The following is a 16,723-nucleotide window of genomic DNA, read 5'->3' on the forward strand; positions in this document are numbered from 1 at the left end:
GACACAGGATATGGATGCTGTCCGGCCCGGCTTATTTTAATGGAAAATATCTTTAAATATGAAGAACAGCGGATTTTGTGCATTTTATACAAAAAAATAGTTTTTGTTTGTTATATTGGACGGTTTACAGTAAAGAATGAAGAGTATATAATAAAAACAAGATATGAGATCGATCTCATATAAAAATATAAATAGACACAAAGAAGACAGAATAATAAAAGGCAAAAAGAATGGGAACAATTTCATAAGATGTATAGGAGGGGAATTATGGATTACAGGGAATCAGCAAAACAGGTATTTGAATTGATCGGCGGAAAATCCAATCTGATATCGGCAGCCCACTGTGCCACCAGACTGCGCCTTGTGGTGGCAGATGAGTCGGTCTGCAAAAAGGGAGCCATAGAAAATGTAGACGGGGTGAAGGGAGTATTTAGTGCCTCCGGCCAGCTTCAGATCATTTTCGGCACGGGCACGGTGAATAAAGTATATGAGGAATTTATCGCTGTGGCCGGGATTACAGCCGCATCGAAGGATGAAGTAAAGCAGGCCGCCGCGAAGAAGGGGAATCCGTTCCAGAGAGCGATCAAGGCGCTCGGTGATGTGTTCGTCCCCATTATTCCGGCCATCGTTGCCAGCGGTCTCCTGATGGGACTTTTAGAAGGTATCTGCAAGGTATACCCGGCGCTTGCCGGATCAGGAACCTATACGATTCTTCACCTGATGAGCAGCGCGGCATTCACCTTCCTTCCTGTCTTAATTGCGTTCAGCGCGGCAAAGGTTTTCGGCGGCAATCCATTTCTGGGAGCCGTTATCGGTATGGTCATGATCCATCCGGACCTCCTAAACGCATGGTCCGTGGCGGGAGCCGAGTCGATTCCGACTGCTTCCGTGTGGTTTGGTCTCTATAACATTAATCTTACCGGTTACCAGGGCCATGTGATTCCGGTCGTCATCGCGGTGTTCTTCATGTCGAAGCTGGAGAAGAAGCTGCATAAGATCGTTCCTGAGATGTTTGACTTATTTGTAACTCCGCTTGTGACGGTCCTTGTGACAGGATACGTAACTCTGACTGTTTTTGGCCCGGTCTTCTCGCTGCTGGAAAATGGAGTACTGGAAGGCGTGAAGTTCCTGATCACCATTCCATTCGGTATCGGTTCGTTCTTTGCCGGTGCGGTCTACGCCCCAACGGTTGTGGCCGGAGTTCATCATATGTATAATGCGCTGGAAGCCGGTCTGTTAAGCTCTGCCGGAATCAACACCTGGATGCCGATTGCCACGGCGGCTAATGTGGCTCAGGGCGGCGCGGCTCTCGCTATAGCCATGAAGACGAAGAATAAAAAAATGAAAGAGCTGGCGCTTCCGGCCTCCCTCTCCGCATTTTTGGGAATTACGGAACCTGTTATCTTCGGTGTGAACTTAAGATTTATGAAATCCTTTATTGCCGGCTGCATCGGCGGCGCCTGCGGAGCCATGGTATCCGGTATTCTCGGTGTCGGCGCTTCCGCTTACGGAATCACAGGATTGTTCGGATTCCTCATCACTACCGACTATGTATGGCAGTATGCGCTGGTCATTCTCGTGGCAGCAGCAGTGGCGTTCTTCCTTTCCTGGTCATTTTTCCACGACGAAAAGGAAGAAAAAGAAGATAAGGAAGTTAATGAAGAGAAGGAAGCTAACGAAGAGAAAGAAGCAAACGATAAAAAAGATGCAGACAACGAGTCTCATGATTTCAAAGAACCTTTCGTGAACACAACCGCAGAAAGTACTCCGAACACGCCCCATACTGTTTACAGCCCCTTGAGCGGAACTGTCATCCCTATGACAGAAGTAAAGGATCCTACGTTTGCTGCTGAAGTTCTCGGTAAGGGAGCGGCGGTGGTACCTTCTGAGGGAAAAGTCTTTTCCCCGTGTGACGGCACCGTAGTCACGATCTTTGAAACCTGCCATGCGATTGGACTGATGTCCGGAGATGGAACGGAGATTTTAATCCACGTAGGGCTCGATACCGTACAGCTGGGAGGAAAGCATTTTACTCCTCATGTGAAGAGCGGGGACACCGTGAAAAAGGGAGATTTAATGTTGGAATTCGATGCGGAAGCCATTCAGGCGGCGGGATACGATATTACGACACCAGTGATCATCTCCAACAGTTATGCGTATCAGTCTGTGGCAATGAGCGCGGAGGGCGCCGTCAGAGCAGGAGATGTTTTGATTACAGTAACCGAAGGATGACCGCATCGGGATTTCCCCAGAATAAAACCGATGCGGCGCCAGATTTGAAAGGAGCCGGTCATGAACCGAACCACCGAAAATGAAACAAAGGACCCTTATCGTTTAAAACTTCATTTGACGCCCCCCGCGGGCTGGCTCAACGATCCCAACGGCTTATGTCAGTATCACGGCACATACCATGCATTTTATCAGTATGTGCCGGAGAACGCCCTGGGAAAGGGGAGAAAATGCTGGGGCCACGCGGTCAGCAGCGATCTGATCCACTGGAAAGACGAGGGCATTTTCCTGGAACCCGACCGTCCCTTCGACCGGGATGGCGTCTATTCCGGATGCGCCTGGACCGATGAAAATGGAATCCATCTCTTTTACACCGGAAATGTAAAGGAAGAGGGAGATTATGATTATATCCACGAGGGCAGGCAGGCCGCCCAGGTATTGGTGGAGACAAAAGACGGAAGCAGGGCGGGAGAGAAGAGGCTGCTTCTCACCAATGATGACTATCCGAAGGACTGCACGCTTCACGTCAGAGATCCCAAGGTCTGGAAGGAAAATGGCAGATATCATATGGTGCTGGGCGCCCGGAAGAACAGTGACCAGGGCGCGGTGCTTCTCTATGATTCGGCCGATATGGTGACCTGGGAGTATGTCGGTGAGATGACAACAAAAAATCCATTTGGCTATATGTGGGAATGCCCGGACTGTTTTGAGATGGAGGACGCCGCATTTTTATCCATCTGTCCGCAGGGGCTGCCCCGTGGTGAATTTCAAAATCAGAATGTCTACCAGTCCGGTTATGTCCACCTTAAGGAAGGGATTGCCAAACCCCAGATAGTGGAAGCGGAGGCATTTACGGAGTGGGACAAGGGCTTTGATTTCTACGCACCGCAGACATTTACCGATGAGCAGGGAAGGAGAATCTTAATTGGCTGGATGGGACTCCCTGATATCGAGGGAGAGTACAGCAATCCGACGGTGGGCGATGGCTGGCAGCATGCCCTGACGCTTCCCCGGGAAATCACGTATGAGGCCGGCCGGCTGTGCCAGAGGCCGGTGGAAGAATTAAAGCGGCTGCGCCGAAATGAGAGAGAAGTAAAAACAGGAGAAACCTCCGTCCTTTCCGAGGGGATATATGAGGTAGAGATAGATAAAATAGAAATAAATCAGAAAGAAATAAATCAAAAAGATATCAATCAAAAAGATATCAATGGAATGGAACCAGCTTCCTGCCGTATCTGTTTTAACCAGGACCTGGTTCTGGATTATAAGGACGGAGTTTTCTCCATGAAATTTTTAAACCGGACAGGTGCCGGGCGTACTGTGAGGCGTGCCGAAATCAACAGTCTGGAGGATATCCGAATCATCATGGATACCTCTGCAATTGAAGTTTATGTAAACCAAGGCAGCACGGTATTCACTTCCAGATACTATCCGGCATCCGGAGAATCTCGTGTCGTGATTGATTGTGAGAAGAGCAGAATCAGACTGTGGGACTTAGAAAGTGTCTGATAATTGTTTTTCATTGTCTGGTCAATGGGTTCAGGGGGGATCAGGATTGGCTTACCTGACAGCGTCTTCCATGTTGTCAAGGTAAAGAAGGCAATCCATGATATCCCTCCTGGAAAGATCTATGCATTCCCTCATATAGGCGAAATGCTGTTCATCCAGCCCACTGCCTTGATTGATCGCCTTATCGTTAGAAAAATTCACATCTTCACAGGCGAAAAACATGTAGACATACAGAGTGCCGCCTTCCATTGTCTTGAAATACGCCTCCAGATAAGCGTGCTCATCTTTTAATAAGGCCTCTCCCGCCTTCCGGTTGACGTTTAAGAAATTCAGCCATTCTTCTGCGGTTTCCTCTTTCCCTTTGATGATCTCATACTTATACAGCCTGATATCCATTTCCTTTTTCATGTGTAGGACCTCCTTTTGATATAGAGTTCTTTTTATTTGAAATATGGTTAGATGAAACTAACTATATTATACATGATTGATGCCTATGCGGGTTGCAGTTCACAGCCCCGTCGTCCTCTGCTTCCCGGTCGGCCTCGGCTGGCTCATGGGCCGTTTCCAGTGACTTTGCAGGGGATTAGCAATTCTTAACGCGCAGGATTTTTCGTTCAGGGGAAATTCCCACCTGTCTGAGCGCAGCGAGTTTGGGAATTTTCCCTGGTTTTTAGAAAAATTCTGCACGTTTAGAAGTGCTTATCCCCGAAACTTGAACTGGAAACGGCCCATGAGCCAGCCGAGGCCGACCGGGAAGCAGAGGACGACGGGGCTGTGAACTGTAACCTATGCGGCAATTATTCCTTTCAAATTTTATCAGCGCTCTTTTCTTTCACTAATCATCTGGTATAATAAAACATAATGCTATAGGCGGTGATCATAAAGTTATAAAATTATAACGCGATTAATTATAGAGAAATAAAGTTGCAATATCACAAATCTATAATTTCACAAAACTACAAAACCATAGCGGTATTAAAAGGAGAGACAAAAATCATGGCAAAATTTACGATTGTATTTCACAGTGTCTGCGGGAACACGTATCAGATCGCAGACTGTTTTTACAGAGCGCTTCAGGAGAGAGGGCAGGAGGTGGCTCTTTACAGAACCGCGGATGCCTCCTTCGAGTCAGGGGAAAAGAGGATAGAGGATTTCAAGTGTCTGCAGGATGCAATAGAGGCGGTACCGGTTATAGAGGAAGCGGTGCAGGTTCTGGGAAGTGATGTGCTGCTTCTCGGTTCTCCGACGTATTACGGATGCGTTTCGGCGCAGATGAAGGCATTTATGGATTCCTTCGAAAAATTGTGGGTGGAAGCGCCTACGGCCGGGATGTATTTCGGGTGCTTCACATCTGCGGGAGACGGATGCGGCGGGCCGGAGCTCTGCCTGCAGGTGATGAATACCTTTGCCCAGCATATGGGCATGGTTCCGATCTCTGTTCCGTGCAATATCAAAGGAGCGGTTCAGCCGGCGTATGGAATCAAACACGTGTCCGGCGAGATGGCGGACCGGGCTGTGACGGAAGAGACAAAAATGGCGGTGCAAAATTATGTGGACCACATTCTGAAGGTCATTTCGTGACGGCAAAAGGCGGACGGAGGAGAGAAAGAAAGGCCTGAGACGCGTAGAAAAGATACACAATTTTCAGGAAAAGATGTTCTTTTTTATGATATCTCAAAGAAAGGATTGAATTAAAAACTTCCTTGTGTTACCATGAGATTGGTCAGTTATTTCTACAAATTAATACATATTACAAGGAGGGTTCTTAATAAATGGATATCCGTTATTCAGCCAATCAGAAGGATTTTAAACGTTACACAACAGAAGAGACGAGAAATGAATTTTTAATCGAGAATTTATATGTTGCTAATGAAGTCGTAGCCGTATACTCCCACGTAGACCGTATGGTTACACTGGGATGCATGCCGACTACGGAGACTGTTTCCATCGACAAGGGAATCGACATCTGGAAAAACTTCGGGACAGGCTATTTCCTGGAGAGACGTGAGATCGGTATTTTCAACATCGGCGGAGCCGGCAAGATCACAGCTGACGGCGAAGTTTTCGATATGAACTATAAAGACTGCTTATACATCACAAAGGGAACAAAGGAAGTGCTCTTCTCCAGCAACGATGCAGCGAACCCTGCAAAGTTCTACATGGTGAGCGCACCGGCTCACAAGGCCTGTAAGACAACCTTTATACCGATTGAGAAGGCAGCAAAGAAGCCGCTGGGCGCTATGGAGACTTCCAATAAGCGCGTAATCAATCAGTTCATCCATCCGGATGTACTTGAGACCTGCCAGCTTTCCATGGGCATGACCGTGCTTGATCCGGGCAGCGTATGGAACACCATGCCAGCTCATACTCATGAGAGACGTATGGAAGTTTACATGTACTTCGAGATTCCGGAGAACAATGTGGTATTCCACATGATGGGCGAAGGAAACGAGACAAGACACATCGTAATGCAGAACGAGCAGGCTGTTATCAGCCCATCCTGGAGCATTCACGCAGGCGCAGGCACCAGCAACTATACATTTATCTGGGCTATGGGCGGCGAGAATCAGGCATTTGATGATATGGATGTAATCTCTACGACGGAACTTAGATAATGTAATTTCCATTGTCGTACAGGATACTTTCTGACGAAAAGAACGGGAATTGGCATAATTGATATGCCATTCCCGTTCTTTTTGTGTTACCTGTCCTGGAGTGTGTCTTAAGAATGTTCTGTGCAGTATCACCTTACAGAGGGGGAAAACGGCCTGAGATATGGATAAAAAATATAAAAATGTTAAAAAATGCAATAAAATATTAGAAATTACAATTCATATTGATTTTTGAAGCTGGTATGATTGTATCATCTTATAGAGAAGGAAAATCGTTCAAAGGAGGATCATATGAAAAGAAAATGGATGGCGGGGTTACTTACAGCAGCAGTGGTAATGGGACTTGCAGGCTGCAGTTCGGGAAACAAAACGGAGCCGGCGGGGACTACGGCAGGGGAAGCTGCGGCAGAATCGACGAAAGAGGCAGCGGACCAAAAGGAGGCGGAGCAGGAAAAGGTAGAGCTGGAGCTGTTTCTTTCCAAAACAGAGATACAGCCGGTTATGGAAGAGCTGGCAAAGAAATTTGAAGAGGAAAATCCGAATATCAAGATCAATATAACCGTGACAAGCGATGGGCGGACTGTTCTGCAGACCAGACTTTCAACAAATGAGATGCCGGACTTGCTGAACACCTATCCGGCGGAGCAGTTTTATAAAGATATGTTCCGGGAAGGAATCATGATTGATATCTCGGACCAGGAATTCTTAAATCAGGTATCCCAGGAATCTAGGGATATGACAGTCTGTGACGGTAAGTACTATGCCCTTCCTTACTCGGTCAGCGCATTTGGTATCTACTGCAATAAACGGTTGTTTGAACAGCAGGGAATCGAGCTGCCAACCACGTATGAAGAGCTGATCGCAGCGTGCGACAAGTTCCAGGCAGAAGGGGTTCAGCCCATGGTGTCCATCGATAAAGAGCTTGGCAATATCGCACAGCGGTTTGAGCGTCTGGTCGGAGTCATCAACAATGACAGCAACTCCGAATTTGAGAAAATTGCCAAAGGGGAAATCAAGGCAGAGGATTCCGTAGCTTTGAATACCATAGCCGATGTCATGTATAAACTGTATGGATACAGCGGAGATGACTCCCTCGGTGTTGACAGCAATATCGGGTATGCGGCCATGGCAAATGAGGAAGCCGCTATGATGCTGTGCGGTACCTGGGGGCTTACCACACTGAGAAATAATAATCCGGACGTCGATGTGGTTCTGATCCCATTCCCGAATCCGACCGGAGAGAAGACTAATGTTCCGATTAATGTAGACTGTTCCTTCAGCGTATGCACGAATACGAAGCATCCGGAAGAAGCCACGAAATTCCTGGAATTCTTATCGCGCACAGAAAATGCACAGACCTACTGTGACGCCGATGGAAACCCGAATCTGATCAAAGGCGTGGAATATAAAGTAAGCGAGCATGAGCAGATCAACGCTGCGATTCAGAGCGGAGATACCTTCTTGACCGCAGTTAATTTCTGGCCTAATTCCCTTCGCGAGGAACTGCGGACACCAGTTCAGCAGCTGTTCATAGACGGAGATAAGGAAGAATTCCTGCAGTCCTGCGATACCGCAATAAAGAGCTTCTATAATCAATAAATGACAGGGGAGAGAGTAAACATCTCTCTCCTCAGACTGTAGACAACTAGCCTCCTAATAGGAGGCGGTTGTCTTTTTTCTTTCACTCAGGATTTCGATGTAGTATAATAGTACTATACGAAAGTGAGGTTTTTTCTTATGATGGGGAAAAAAGATTATTCAGAACGTTCTCAGGTACAGATTGCAAGCCTGGATGACCTCGTCCCTTCCGGTCATCTGGTTCGAAAGCTGGAGGAAGCCATTGATTTAAGCTTTATTTATGACGAGGTTAAAGATCTCTACAAACCTTATGGCAGGGAAAGCATTGATCCCGTTGTATTAATGAAAATCGTGATCCTCCAATACGTGTTTGGCATCCCTTCCATGCGCAAAACAATCAAAGAGATTGAAGTGAATCTTGCTTACCGCTGGTATCTGGGATACGGCCTGTATGAGGATATCCCTCATTTCTCTACCTTTGGGAAGAACTATACCAGACGCTTTAAGGATACGGATCTTTTTCAAAAGATATTCTCCCGGATTCTAATGGAGGTGGATGCCTGTGGTTTCCTGGATACGGAAAGTCTTTTTATTGATGGTACCCACATCAAAGCCAGTGCAAACCCTCATAAATATCAGAATGAAACCATGGAAAAAGAAGCCCGATGTTACGAAAAGGAGCTGCAGGAGGAAATAGAGAAGGACAGGCTGGAACACGGGAAAAAGCCATTGAAAGAAAAAGAGTCCACGCCAGAGACCATAAACAAAAAGGTCAGCACTACCGATCCCGACAGTGGCTGGTTCCACAAAGGGGAACACAAGCAGGTGTTTGCTTATGCAGCCAATACCTGCTGTGATAAAAATAATTATGTCATAGATTTTGAAGTGACAGCAGGGAATGTCCACGACAGCGTATCCTTTTGGGAACTGTACCGGAAAGTAAGCGAACGGGTAAAATATCCTAAATACTATGTAATGGATGCAGGCTATAAGATACCAGCAATCGCAAGAACGCTAATCGAGGAAGGAAAGGTTCCGGTTATGCCCTATAAACGTCCAATGACAAAGAAAGGGTATTTTCGAAAAAGCGATTATGTATATGATGAATACTTTGACTGTTATTTATGCCCGAATAATCAGATCCTAAAATACAGCACAACAAACCGTGATGGATACCGAGAATACAAAAGCGATGGAAAAAAGTGTAAGGATTGTCCGTACCAAAACCAATGTACAGGAAGCAAAGACCATGTAAAGGTGGTAAGCCGCCATGTATGGGAGGGGTACATGGAAAAGGTGGAGGAAATCCGTCATCAGACAGGGATGAAAGAAATCTATCAGAAACGGAAAGAAACCATCGAACGAGTCTTTGCAGACGGAAAAGAAAAACATGGAATGAGATATACACAGTACAGAGGATTGGCAAAAGTGACAATGGAGCTGACCCTTTTATTTGCATGTATGAATCTAAAGAAACTGGCAATCTGGAAATGGAGAAAGGGCGGGCTAAGGAAACCCTGTTCTTTTGTCTGTATATTCGAACCAATATATCTCTATATAAAATTCAAAATGGTTCCGGGTGCATCGCACCAGGAACCATTTTGTCTACAGTCTGAGGGGAGAGAGTAAACATCTCTCTCCTTTTTAAAGGAGAAGATAGAATGTCAAAAAGCAAAGCTGATGCAAAAAAGAGAAGGACATTTATGGTATTTACGATTCCTGGTTTCCTTCTGTATTCTGCTTTTTTTATTTTTCCTATCCTGATGGGAGCGTATTACAGCCTGACGGATTGGGACGGGGTAAAAAAGAAGTTCAACATGATAGGAATGCAGAATTACGTGAAGATCTTCCAGGATAAGCAGTTTATCAATGCGCTTGGATTCACACTGAAGTATAGCCTGTTTCTGATAATTCTGACCATTATCCTTGCGGTATGTCTGGCGCTGTTTTTGAATCAATCGGTAAAGGGGCGCGGGTTCTTCCGCTCCATGTATTTTATACCGGCGGTGCTCAGCATGCTGACGGTCGGCCTGATTTTTAATCAGATTTTTTATTATATCCTGCCGCCGATTGGAAAAGCTCTTGGAAATCCCACCTTAAGCAAGAGCCTGTTAAGCAGCCCCAGAATGGCGATATGGGCAATTCTCTTCGTCAATTTGTGGCAGGGGCTTCCGATCCCGACGCTGTTGATTCTGGCCGGTTTACAGTCCATCCCCATGGATTTGCTGGAAGCCGCCTCTTTAGACGGAGCCAGGGATTTTCAGAAATTTCGGTTCATCACGGTTCCGTTTATTTTGCCGGTGCTCAGTGTCGTATTGGTCCTGACACTGAAGGGTGGCCTGATGGTCTTCGATTATATCCAGAGCATGACCGGGGGCGGCCCGGGCGGAGCGACAAGAAGTATCGCACTATTGATTTATGAACATGGATTTACACAGAACAAATATGCCTACAGCATCGCGGAAGCCATCATCGCAGGTATTATTATCGCCGCGATTTCTGCGGTCCAGATTACATTTACGAATAAGAAGAAGGGGGTGTAAGTACGTGACAAAAAAGAAAAAAGTTCGGATACTTACCTATTTCGTTCTGATTTTGGGGCTGATTCTCATTCTGTTTCCGCTTTATATCACGATCGTGACAGCGTTTAAGACGAATATCCAGACGGCCAAAAGCTTTTTTACGCCCCCTCTCCCTGCAACCATGGAAAATGTGTGGGTAATCCTGACATCAAAGGAGTATTGGTCCGCCTTTAAAAACACTGCGTATATCACCGTGTTTGTGCTTCTGGGCAATATGATTATCATGCCTGCCATGAGCTACGCCATAGCGAGAAGTATGCCCTCAAGCCGTGTCTACCGGTGGATCTACTATTTTCTCCTGCTGGGAATCTTCATTCCGTTTCAGGTGAAGATGATGCCGTTGGTTAAGATGATGAGTTACCTGCATATGTTAAATCCCACGGGTCTGATCATTCTGTGCATCTCCAGTTCTACCTGCGAAAGTGTATTCCTGTTGGTCGGATATATGGGAGCGATTCCTCAGGAGATGGAAGAGGCGGCTTATGTAGATGGGGCCAGCACGTTTCAGACCTATACGAAAATTGTGTTCCCGCTGTTAAAGCCCATGCTTGCAACGGTTCTGATTAAAATGGCGCTCTGGACGTGGAACGATTTCATGCTACCGCTGGTTACCTTAAACCGCTCCTGGAAGTACTGGACGCTGACATTGTTCCAGTATAATTTTAAGACGGAATATATGATTAACTATGGATTGACCTTTGCAACGATTCTCATGTCCATGCTGCCGATTCTTATCTTTTACGCGTTTATGCAGAAATATATTATCAGCGGACTGACCAGCGGTGCCGTAAAATCATAGGAGGCTGTGAATGAAAATACAATATCTTGGAACCGCGGCAGCGGAAGGCTGGCCAGGGATCTTCTGTAACTGTCCCGTATGCAGGGAGGCTGTCAGAAGAGGCGGTAAAAATATACGGAGCCGCAGTCAGGCCCTGGTCGATGATTCCCTGTTAATCGATTTTCCGCCGGATTCCTATTACCATATGATTCAGTACCACGTCCCGATGGCGGCCGTGCAGAATATTCTTCTGACTCATGCCCACCAGGACCATTTTTATCCCATGGACCTCACCATGAGAGGAAACGGATTCTCGGATGAGGTTACGGGAATCCTTCAGATCTATGGAAACGAATTATGCTGCGAATGGTTCGGGGAGGCCGTGAGAACAGCATCTCCATACATGGAGCTGGATCGCAGACTTGCCTTTCATACCATAACGAAATTTCAAACTCTGAATTTACAGGGATATACCATTACTCCCCTTCCTGCGCTTCATGACAGGAGGCAGAACTGCCTGATCTATCTCCTGGAAAAGGACGGGAAGAAACTGCTGTATGGAAATGATACCGGCTGGTTTCCGGATGAGACCTGGAGGTTCCTGGAACGGGAGGGGCACCTTGATGGAGTCAGCTTAGACTGTACCATGGGAAGGCAAAAGGAGGGAACCAACCATATGGGAATTCCGGATAACCGGGAGGTCATAAAACGGCTTAAATTGTATGGATGCGTGAATTCGGATACGAAAATAGTGATCACCCATTTTTCCCATCATGGCGGCGTCCTTCATGAGGAAATGGAGCAGGAAGTGGGAACCGATGGCTGGTATGTGGCGTACGATGGCTTCTGCCTGGAGATATAGTGGAGATGAAGAAGCTTACAAGGAAGGTAGAAACGCTGCTGCGGGGAATATCCATACGGCAGAGGCTGATGTCTCTTGGACTGATCGTGCTGGCTGTGGCATGCGCCTGTCTGTTTTATCTGACGATCAGATCGGTACAGGTGACCAGGGCGACCATCCGGAACAGTAACTCTACGGTGGTGACTGTCATCTCCATCAACCTGGATGACTGGCTGAGAGATTTGTATATTGCCACGAAAATGCCGATTCTGCAGGCGCCGGACCGGACGGAAATCTATAACTTTCTGACCGCCAATCAGGGCGATATTACAAGAAGCTCCAGCGAAGACCGGTATACCTGGTTCTATAATGCATATAAGGAATGCTACGCTCTGATGGAAATGAATTCCCGCGTTTCAACGATTGATATTACAGACTTAAAGGGAAATTACTTAAGAACGCTTTCCACGGAAGATCACGATATGGTATATAAAGAGATATCCGGAAATTACTATTATATGCACAGCTACGTGATGGGGAAGATGAATCTGGATAAAACGTGGACGGAGCGCGTCATGAAGCTGCGAGGCCGAATGTACTGCCTTCCTAAGGATCTGATTGAAGGGACAGACCATTTCATAAAGCAGGATACTTCGTTCTATGCGGCTCGGGCGATCGTGAATTCCGACACGGTAAGACCGATCGGTATGATCCTGATCCGATGTGACGTAGAGCCGCTTCTGGACTATTTCAAAGATAAAAGGACGTTTTCCAGCCAGAAGCTGTCTGTTTTTAACCGGGAGGGAGAACTGCTGTTTGGTGATTTGGACGCAGAATACACATCAGAACTTTCACGGGCGCTTTCCTTTGGGGATGACAACAAAAAGACATCGGCCCGTTCACAAAAGCTGAATATCGGAGGCAGGCGGTATCTGTGCGATTATACGGTGACAGCGGAGGGATATACAGCGGCCGTCCTGACTCCTTATGATGTCTATGTGGAATATATCATACGCCAGGAACGGGCATTTTTTATTTTCATGTGCCTTGTGCTGGCAGGACTTGCCGTTTGCTTCAGCAGTATTGTGAACAGTATCAGGAATCCCCTGCGCCGTTTAGAAGCGGCCTGCAAAGAGGTGGAAAAGGGGAATTTTTCGATAACACTGGATGATGAGGGAAAGGATGAACTGACTCATTTTTCAAAGTCCTTCGAGACCATGACCTCCGAGATTCATCTCCTGATCCAGGAAAAGTATGAGCAGAAGCTGCAGTATAACCACCTGGAGATCCAGATGCTCCGGGCGCAGATCAATCCTCATTTTTTATATAATACGCTGGAGAGCATATCTGCGGGAGCCTATTTGAAAGGAGAAAAGGAGCTTGCCTATATGGCTGTCCTTTTAGGGCGCAGTCTTCGCTACAGTATCTCACAGCCGGATGATACGGTCACCGTGCGTCAGGAACTGGACGAACTCCACGATTATATGGAGCTTCAGAAAATCCGCTATAAGGAGCAGCTGAATTTCTGCGTAAGCATAGAGGAAGAACTCTATGACCACCGGATTTTGAAGCTCCTGCTGCAGCCGCTGATTGAAAATGCGGTCTACCACGGCATCAGCATGCAGACGCAGAACGGCAGCATTGAGCTGCTGGGATATGTGAAGAACGAAAAAATCATCTTTAAGGTCATTGATAACGGTCCGGGAATTGAAGAACCGTACCTGACAGATTTGAATGATTACATACAGGGGAAAAATGAGAAATTTAAGACCATAGGACTGCGCAATGTAAACCGGAGAATACAGCTGTTTTATGGATCGCAGTATAATGTCCATATTGAATCCAGTCCCCCTTTCGGAACCAGTGTGATCGTGGTTATTCCCGCGAGGTCATATGCTTCGCCGCTTGCGGCAGGGGGCTTGACTCCATTTGCAGAAAGGAAGATGTGAATTTGCAGATTTTAATAGTTGATGACGACGATGCGATCCGTGCGGTTATACGGAAATTTATAAAAGAGGATTCCCAGTGCAGTTTTGCGGCTGTCTTTGAAAGCAGGGATGGGATCGAGGCATTTGAAAAAGTATGTATGTATCCTATTGATATTATATTTACCGATGTAAAGATGCCAAGGTGCTCCGGAATCGGACTGATGGAACGGCTTAACGGTCTTCAGTATGATGGGCAGATCATAGTGATCAGCGGATTTGATGATTACGAATACGTCCATTCGGCACTCCGTTATGGGGCGGTGGATTACCTTCTGAAGCCGATTGATCCTGACGATTTTTCCATGGTCCTTCAAAAGTGCATGAGAAGCGCAGAGCGGACAAACTATCTGAAAAAATTTTACAACCACCAGATGGGGCTGGAAAAGCTGATGCTGATCCAGCAGCACCGGGTGGAACAGCTGATGCAGAACGATAAAATCGATGAACTGGTCTCGGAATACGCCGGAGATTCTGTTATGGTTCTGCAGGAGGTATTCCGCGGCTATCAGCCCAAAAAGGAGGAGGCCGAGACACTTTTTATCGCCACTCAGAATGCGTATGCAAAGGTCAGCAGCAGTTTTAAACTGCTGCAGGGGATTTATCAGGGGCTTTGGGTGGTGATCGTCAATGATATCAGTAAAAAGCAGTATGAAAAGCTGAAAGTAATGCTGAAGAAAAAATATAAATATATTGCAGTCAGCGATTTATTCTGCCTTTCCAGTGCAGACCATGTCTTTGACCAGTGCAGACAGGCCCTCAGCCTGACTTTTTACGATTTTCCGGACAAAGGCACTGATGAAGGAGAGTCATCCGCGGGCCTGGTGGATGAGGTATGTCTTCATATCTGTAATGGCAGCTTTGACGGGCTGCAGAAGTCCTCGGAGAAGCTGTTTGCCTATCTGTGCAGGTCCAGAAAGAATGTAGGAGATACGAAGAAGCTGCTGTCTGATATCGTGTACAGGGTGATGGCGAAGGACAACGGGTTTATCCGGGTCATCAGCCATTACAAACTGACCGATATGGACTTGGTAAATGTTATACAGACAGCGTATTCGGCTTACGATTTATATAAGCGTTTTCTGGAACTGTGGCATCAGTATATTTACGATTACCACGAATATGCAAAAGAGAGTGCAAACAGCTTTATGGTTCAGAAAGCGGTCCGGTACATTGAGGCTAATTACAGGAAGGAAATTACACTCCCGGATGTGGCTGATGAGGTGAAGCTTCATCCCAATTATTTTTCTACACTCTTTAAAAATGAGACGGGAGTGACTTTTGTCCGTTACCTGCGCCGATACCGAATCCAGAAGGCGCTCCAGCTGATGAAAGACTCGTCTCTGAAGCTGTATGAGATTGGAGAGCTTATTGGGTACCCGGATATGACTACCTTTTATCGTGTCTTTAAGGAAGAGATGGACATGTCCCCCACGCAGTACCGCAAGATGATTGATATCGATAAATAAGTGCACGGGTATCGGTGTCGCCCTGCACCCTCTAATAGATAAGATTCATCACAATCCCCTGCGGAAAATCTCCGTACTTTTCCCCGAATAAATTGATGCCTCCGATATGCCTGGCATCTTTTTTTATCTGGATTAGCAGCGAGATGTAGGGGTGATCCTGAAGCTTCAAGTCTTTGAGCGACAACTGCGGATCGATCAGGCGCCCGTCTAAGTAGCTGCCGCTTTCCCGGACGGAGAAGTTTTTTAACAGTCCGTACTGCGTGCGGCCATTGGGCCAGGCGGGGGGAGTCAGGCGGCCGCGGCGGGCACCGTAATCTCCGGGGGAACAGTAGGTGGCGACCTCGTGTCCATTGATGGAGACGGTGATGTCGGACGGCCAGTCCTCCAGGAAGCCGGGGGCTTCGGAACAGAGCTCCATGCAGAAAGAAATTTCGTGGAGCTCCAATAAGGGATTAGTCAGGTTGGGAAAGCGGTATTCCACGAAGCCCTGCTGAAACCAGATCAGCTGTGCATTTCCGCGCAGCGGGGAGTAGAAGGTTCGGGCGCTGTCGTATGCATCCATGACGCCGTTCTCATCCGCCAGACCGCAGGTAGGCTCCACCTCGATCTGATAGTAATTGCCCACAGGCATATCCAGGGTGATCGTATTATCAGCCAGATCCGCGTCCGCGTCAAAGGTCTCCAGGTGAAAAGTCTGCATACTGCAGATACAGACACGCATGGAACCATGCAGTCCGGGCTGGGTTTCCGTGACGATCAGCTTCGCCTCTTCCAGGATCTTGATGTGCAGCGCCGTGGAGGACACGGGTATGGAGAGAATGTCCGCGATCTCCTGTAAAGAGAGGGGCGTATTTTTCAACAGGTTTAAAATATTGAGGCGGATTGGAGAGGACAGGGCTTTTCCGATCCTGACAATCTGGTCGTGATGGGCCGGATTGCTTAAGTGAAGCTGGATATCACGCTCACCGATGATCTTAACCGGGGCTTTCTGTTTTCGTGACATGGACAGTTTCTCCTTTTCTTACATTATTTTTTAATTACTGTAATTTAAAACCGTATATTTATTATATAAAAAATATAATAAAATATCAACTGTAATAAAAAAGTGACACAAATATTGGCAAATATATATAAAAATAC

General features: G+C 46.8%; 13 protein-coding genes. 11 read left to right on the forward strand and 2 right to left on the reverse strand.

Features of this window, described 5'->3' with window-relative positions; translation table 11 throughout:
* Nucleotides 1–267: 267 nt before the first annotated feature.
* Nucleotides 268–2,232, forward strand: coding sequence for a PTS beta-glucoside transporter subunit IIBCA (locus tag ACLTD4_RS21840; protein ID WP_117623172.1), 1,965 nt, complete (start codon nt 268–270; stop codon nt 2,230–2,232).
* Between the two features lie 60 nt (nt 2,233–2,292).
* Nucleotides 2,293–3,738 (forward strand): glycoside hydrolase family 32 protein, encoded by a 1,446-nt coding sequence (locus ACLTD4_RS21845; protein ID WP_117623173.1) that lies wholly within the window; start codon nt 2,293–2,295, stop codon nt 3,736–3,738.
* Nucleotides 3,739–3,789: 51 nt separating this feature from the next.
* On the opposite strand, the gene ACLTD4_RS21850 is transcribed toward ACLTD4_RS21845, so the two are convergent.
* Nucleotides 3,790–4,146: a DUF6176 family protein gene (locus tag ACLTD4_RS21850; RefSeq protein WP_181988634.1), complete on the reverse strand. Its 357-nt coding sequence runs from the start codon at nt 4,144–4,146 to the stop codon at nt 3,790–3,792.
* A 588-nt stretch (nt 4,147–4,734) separates the two neighbouring features.
* Between ACLTD4_RS21850 and ACLTD4_RS21855 the strand changes: the two genes are divergently transcribed.
* The 9 genes from ACLTD4_RS21855 to ACLTD4_RS21895 all read left to right on the forward strand — a co-directional run bounded on the left by ACLTD4_RS21855 (nt 4,735) and on the right by ACLTD4_RS21895 (nt 15,583).
* On the forward strand, nt 4,735–5,319 hold the full coding sequence (locus ACLTD4_RS21855; RefSeq protein WP_117624612.1) for a flavodoxin family protein: 585 nt from the start codon (nt 4,735–4,737) through the stop codon (nt 5,317–5,319).
* Between the two features lie 191 nt (nt 5,320–5,510).
* Nucleotides 5,511–6,353: a 5-dehydro-4-deoxy-D-glucuronate isomerase gene (gene kduI / locus ACLTD4_RS21860; protein ID WP_055656893.1), complete on the forward strand. Its 843-nt coding sequence runs from the start codon at nt 5,511–5,513 to the stop codon at nt 6,351–6,353.
* Between the two features lie 288 nt (nt 6,354–6,641).
* On the forward strand, nt 6,642–7,949 hold the full coding sequence (locus tag ACLTD4_RS21865; RefSeq protein WP_117624611.1) for an ABC transporter substrate-binding protein: 1,308 nt from the start codon (nt 6,642–6,644) through the stop codon (nt 7,947–7,949).
* Between the two features lie 138 nt (nt 7,950–8,087).
* A complete protein-coding gene (locus ACLTD4_RS21870) occupies nt 8,088–9,557 on the forward strand; it encodes an IS1182 family transposase (protein ID WP_412331561.1) in 1,470 nt (489 codons plus the stop codon).
* Nucleotides 9,558–9,589: 32 nt separating this feature from the next.
* Nucleotides 9,590–10,471 carry a carbohydrate ABC transporter permease gene (locus ACLTD4_RS21875; protein WP_038257721.1) on the forward strand — a complete coding sequence of 294 codons (882 nt, stop codon included), beginning with the start codon at nt 9,590–9,592 and terminating at the stop codon, nt 10,469–10,471.
* A gap of 4 nt (nt 10,472–10,475) precedes the next feature.
* Nucleotides 10,476–11,309: a carbohydrate ABC transporter permease gene (locus tag ACLTD4_RS21880; RefSeq protein ID WP_002602193.1), complete on the forward strand. Its 834-nt coding sequence runs from the start codon at nt 10,476–10,478 to the stop codon at nt 11,307–11,309.
* A 10-nt stretch (nt 11,310–11,319) separates the two neighbouring features.
* Entirely contained in the window at nt 11,320–12,150 is an 831-nt protein-coding gene (locus ACLTD4_RS21885; RefSeq protein ID WP_117624212.1) for an MBL fold metallo-hydrolase, read from the forward strand.
* A gap of 5 nt (nt 12,151–12,155) precedes the next feature.
* Nucleotides 12,156–14,078 (forward strand): histidine kinase, encoded by a 1,923-nt coding sequence (locus tag ACLTD4_RS21890; RefSeq protein ID WP_117624211.1) that lies wholly within the window; start codon nt 12,156–12,158, stop codon nt 14,076–14,078.
* Between the two features lie 2 nt (nt 14,079–14,080).
* Nucleotides 14,081–15,583 (forward strand): response regulator transcription factor, encoded by a 1,503-nt coding sequence (locus ACLTD4_RS21895; protein ID WP_147335935.1) that lies wholly within the window; start codon nt 14,081–14,083, stop codon nt 15,581–15,583.
* A 31-nt stretch (nt 15,584–15,614) separates the two neighbouring features.
* Here ACLTD4_RS21895 and ACLTD4_RS21900 read toward each other — a convergent pair whose 3' ends face one another.
* Nucleotides 15,615–16,586, reverse strand: coding sequence for an ArsR/SmtB family transcription factor (locus tag ACLTD4_RS21900; protein ID WP_055656895.1), 972 nt, complete (start codon nt 16,584–16,586; stop codon nt 15,615–15,617).
* Nucleotides 16,587–16,723 lie beyond the last annotated feature (137 nt).

The organism is Hungatella sp., from assembly GCF_046966825.1.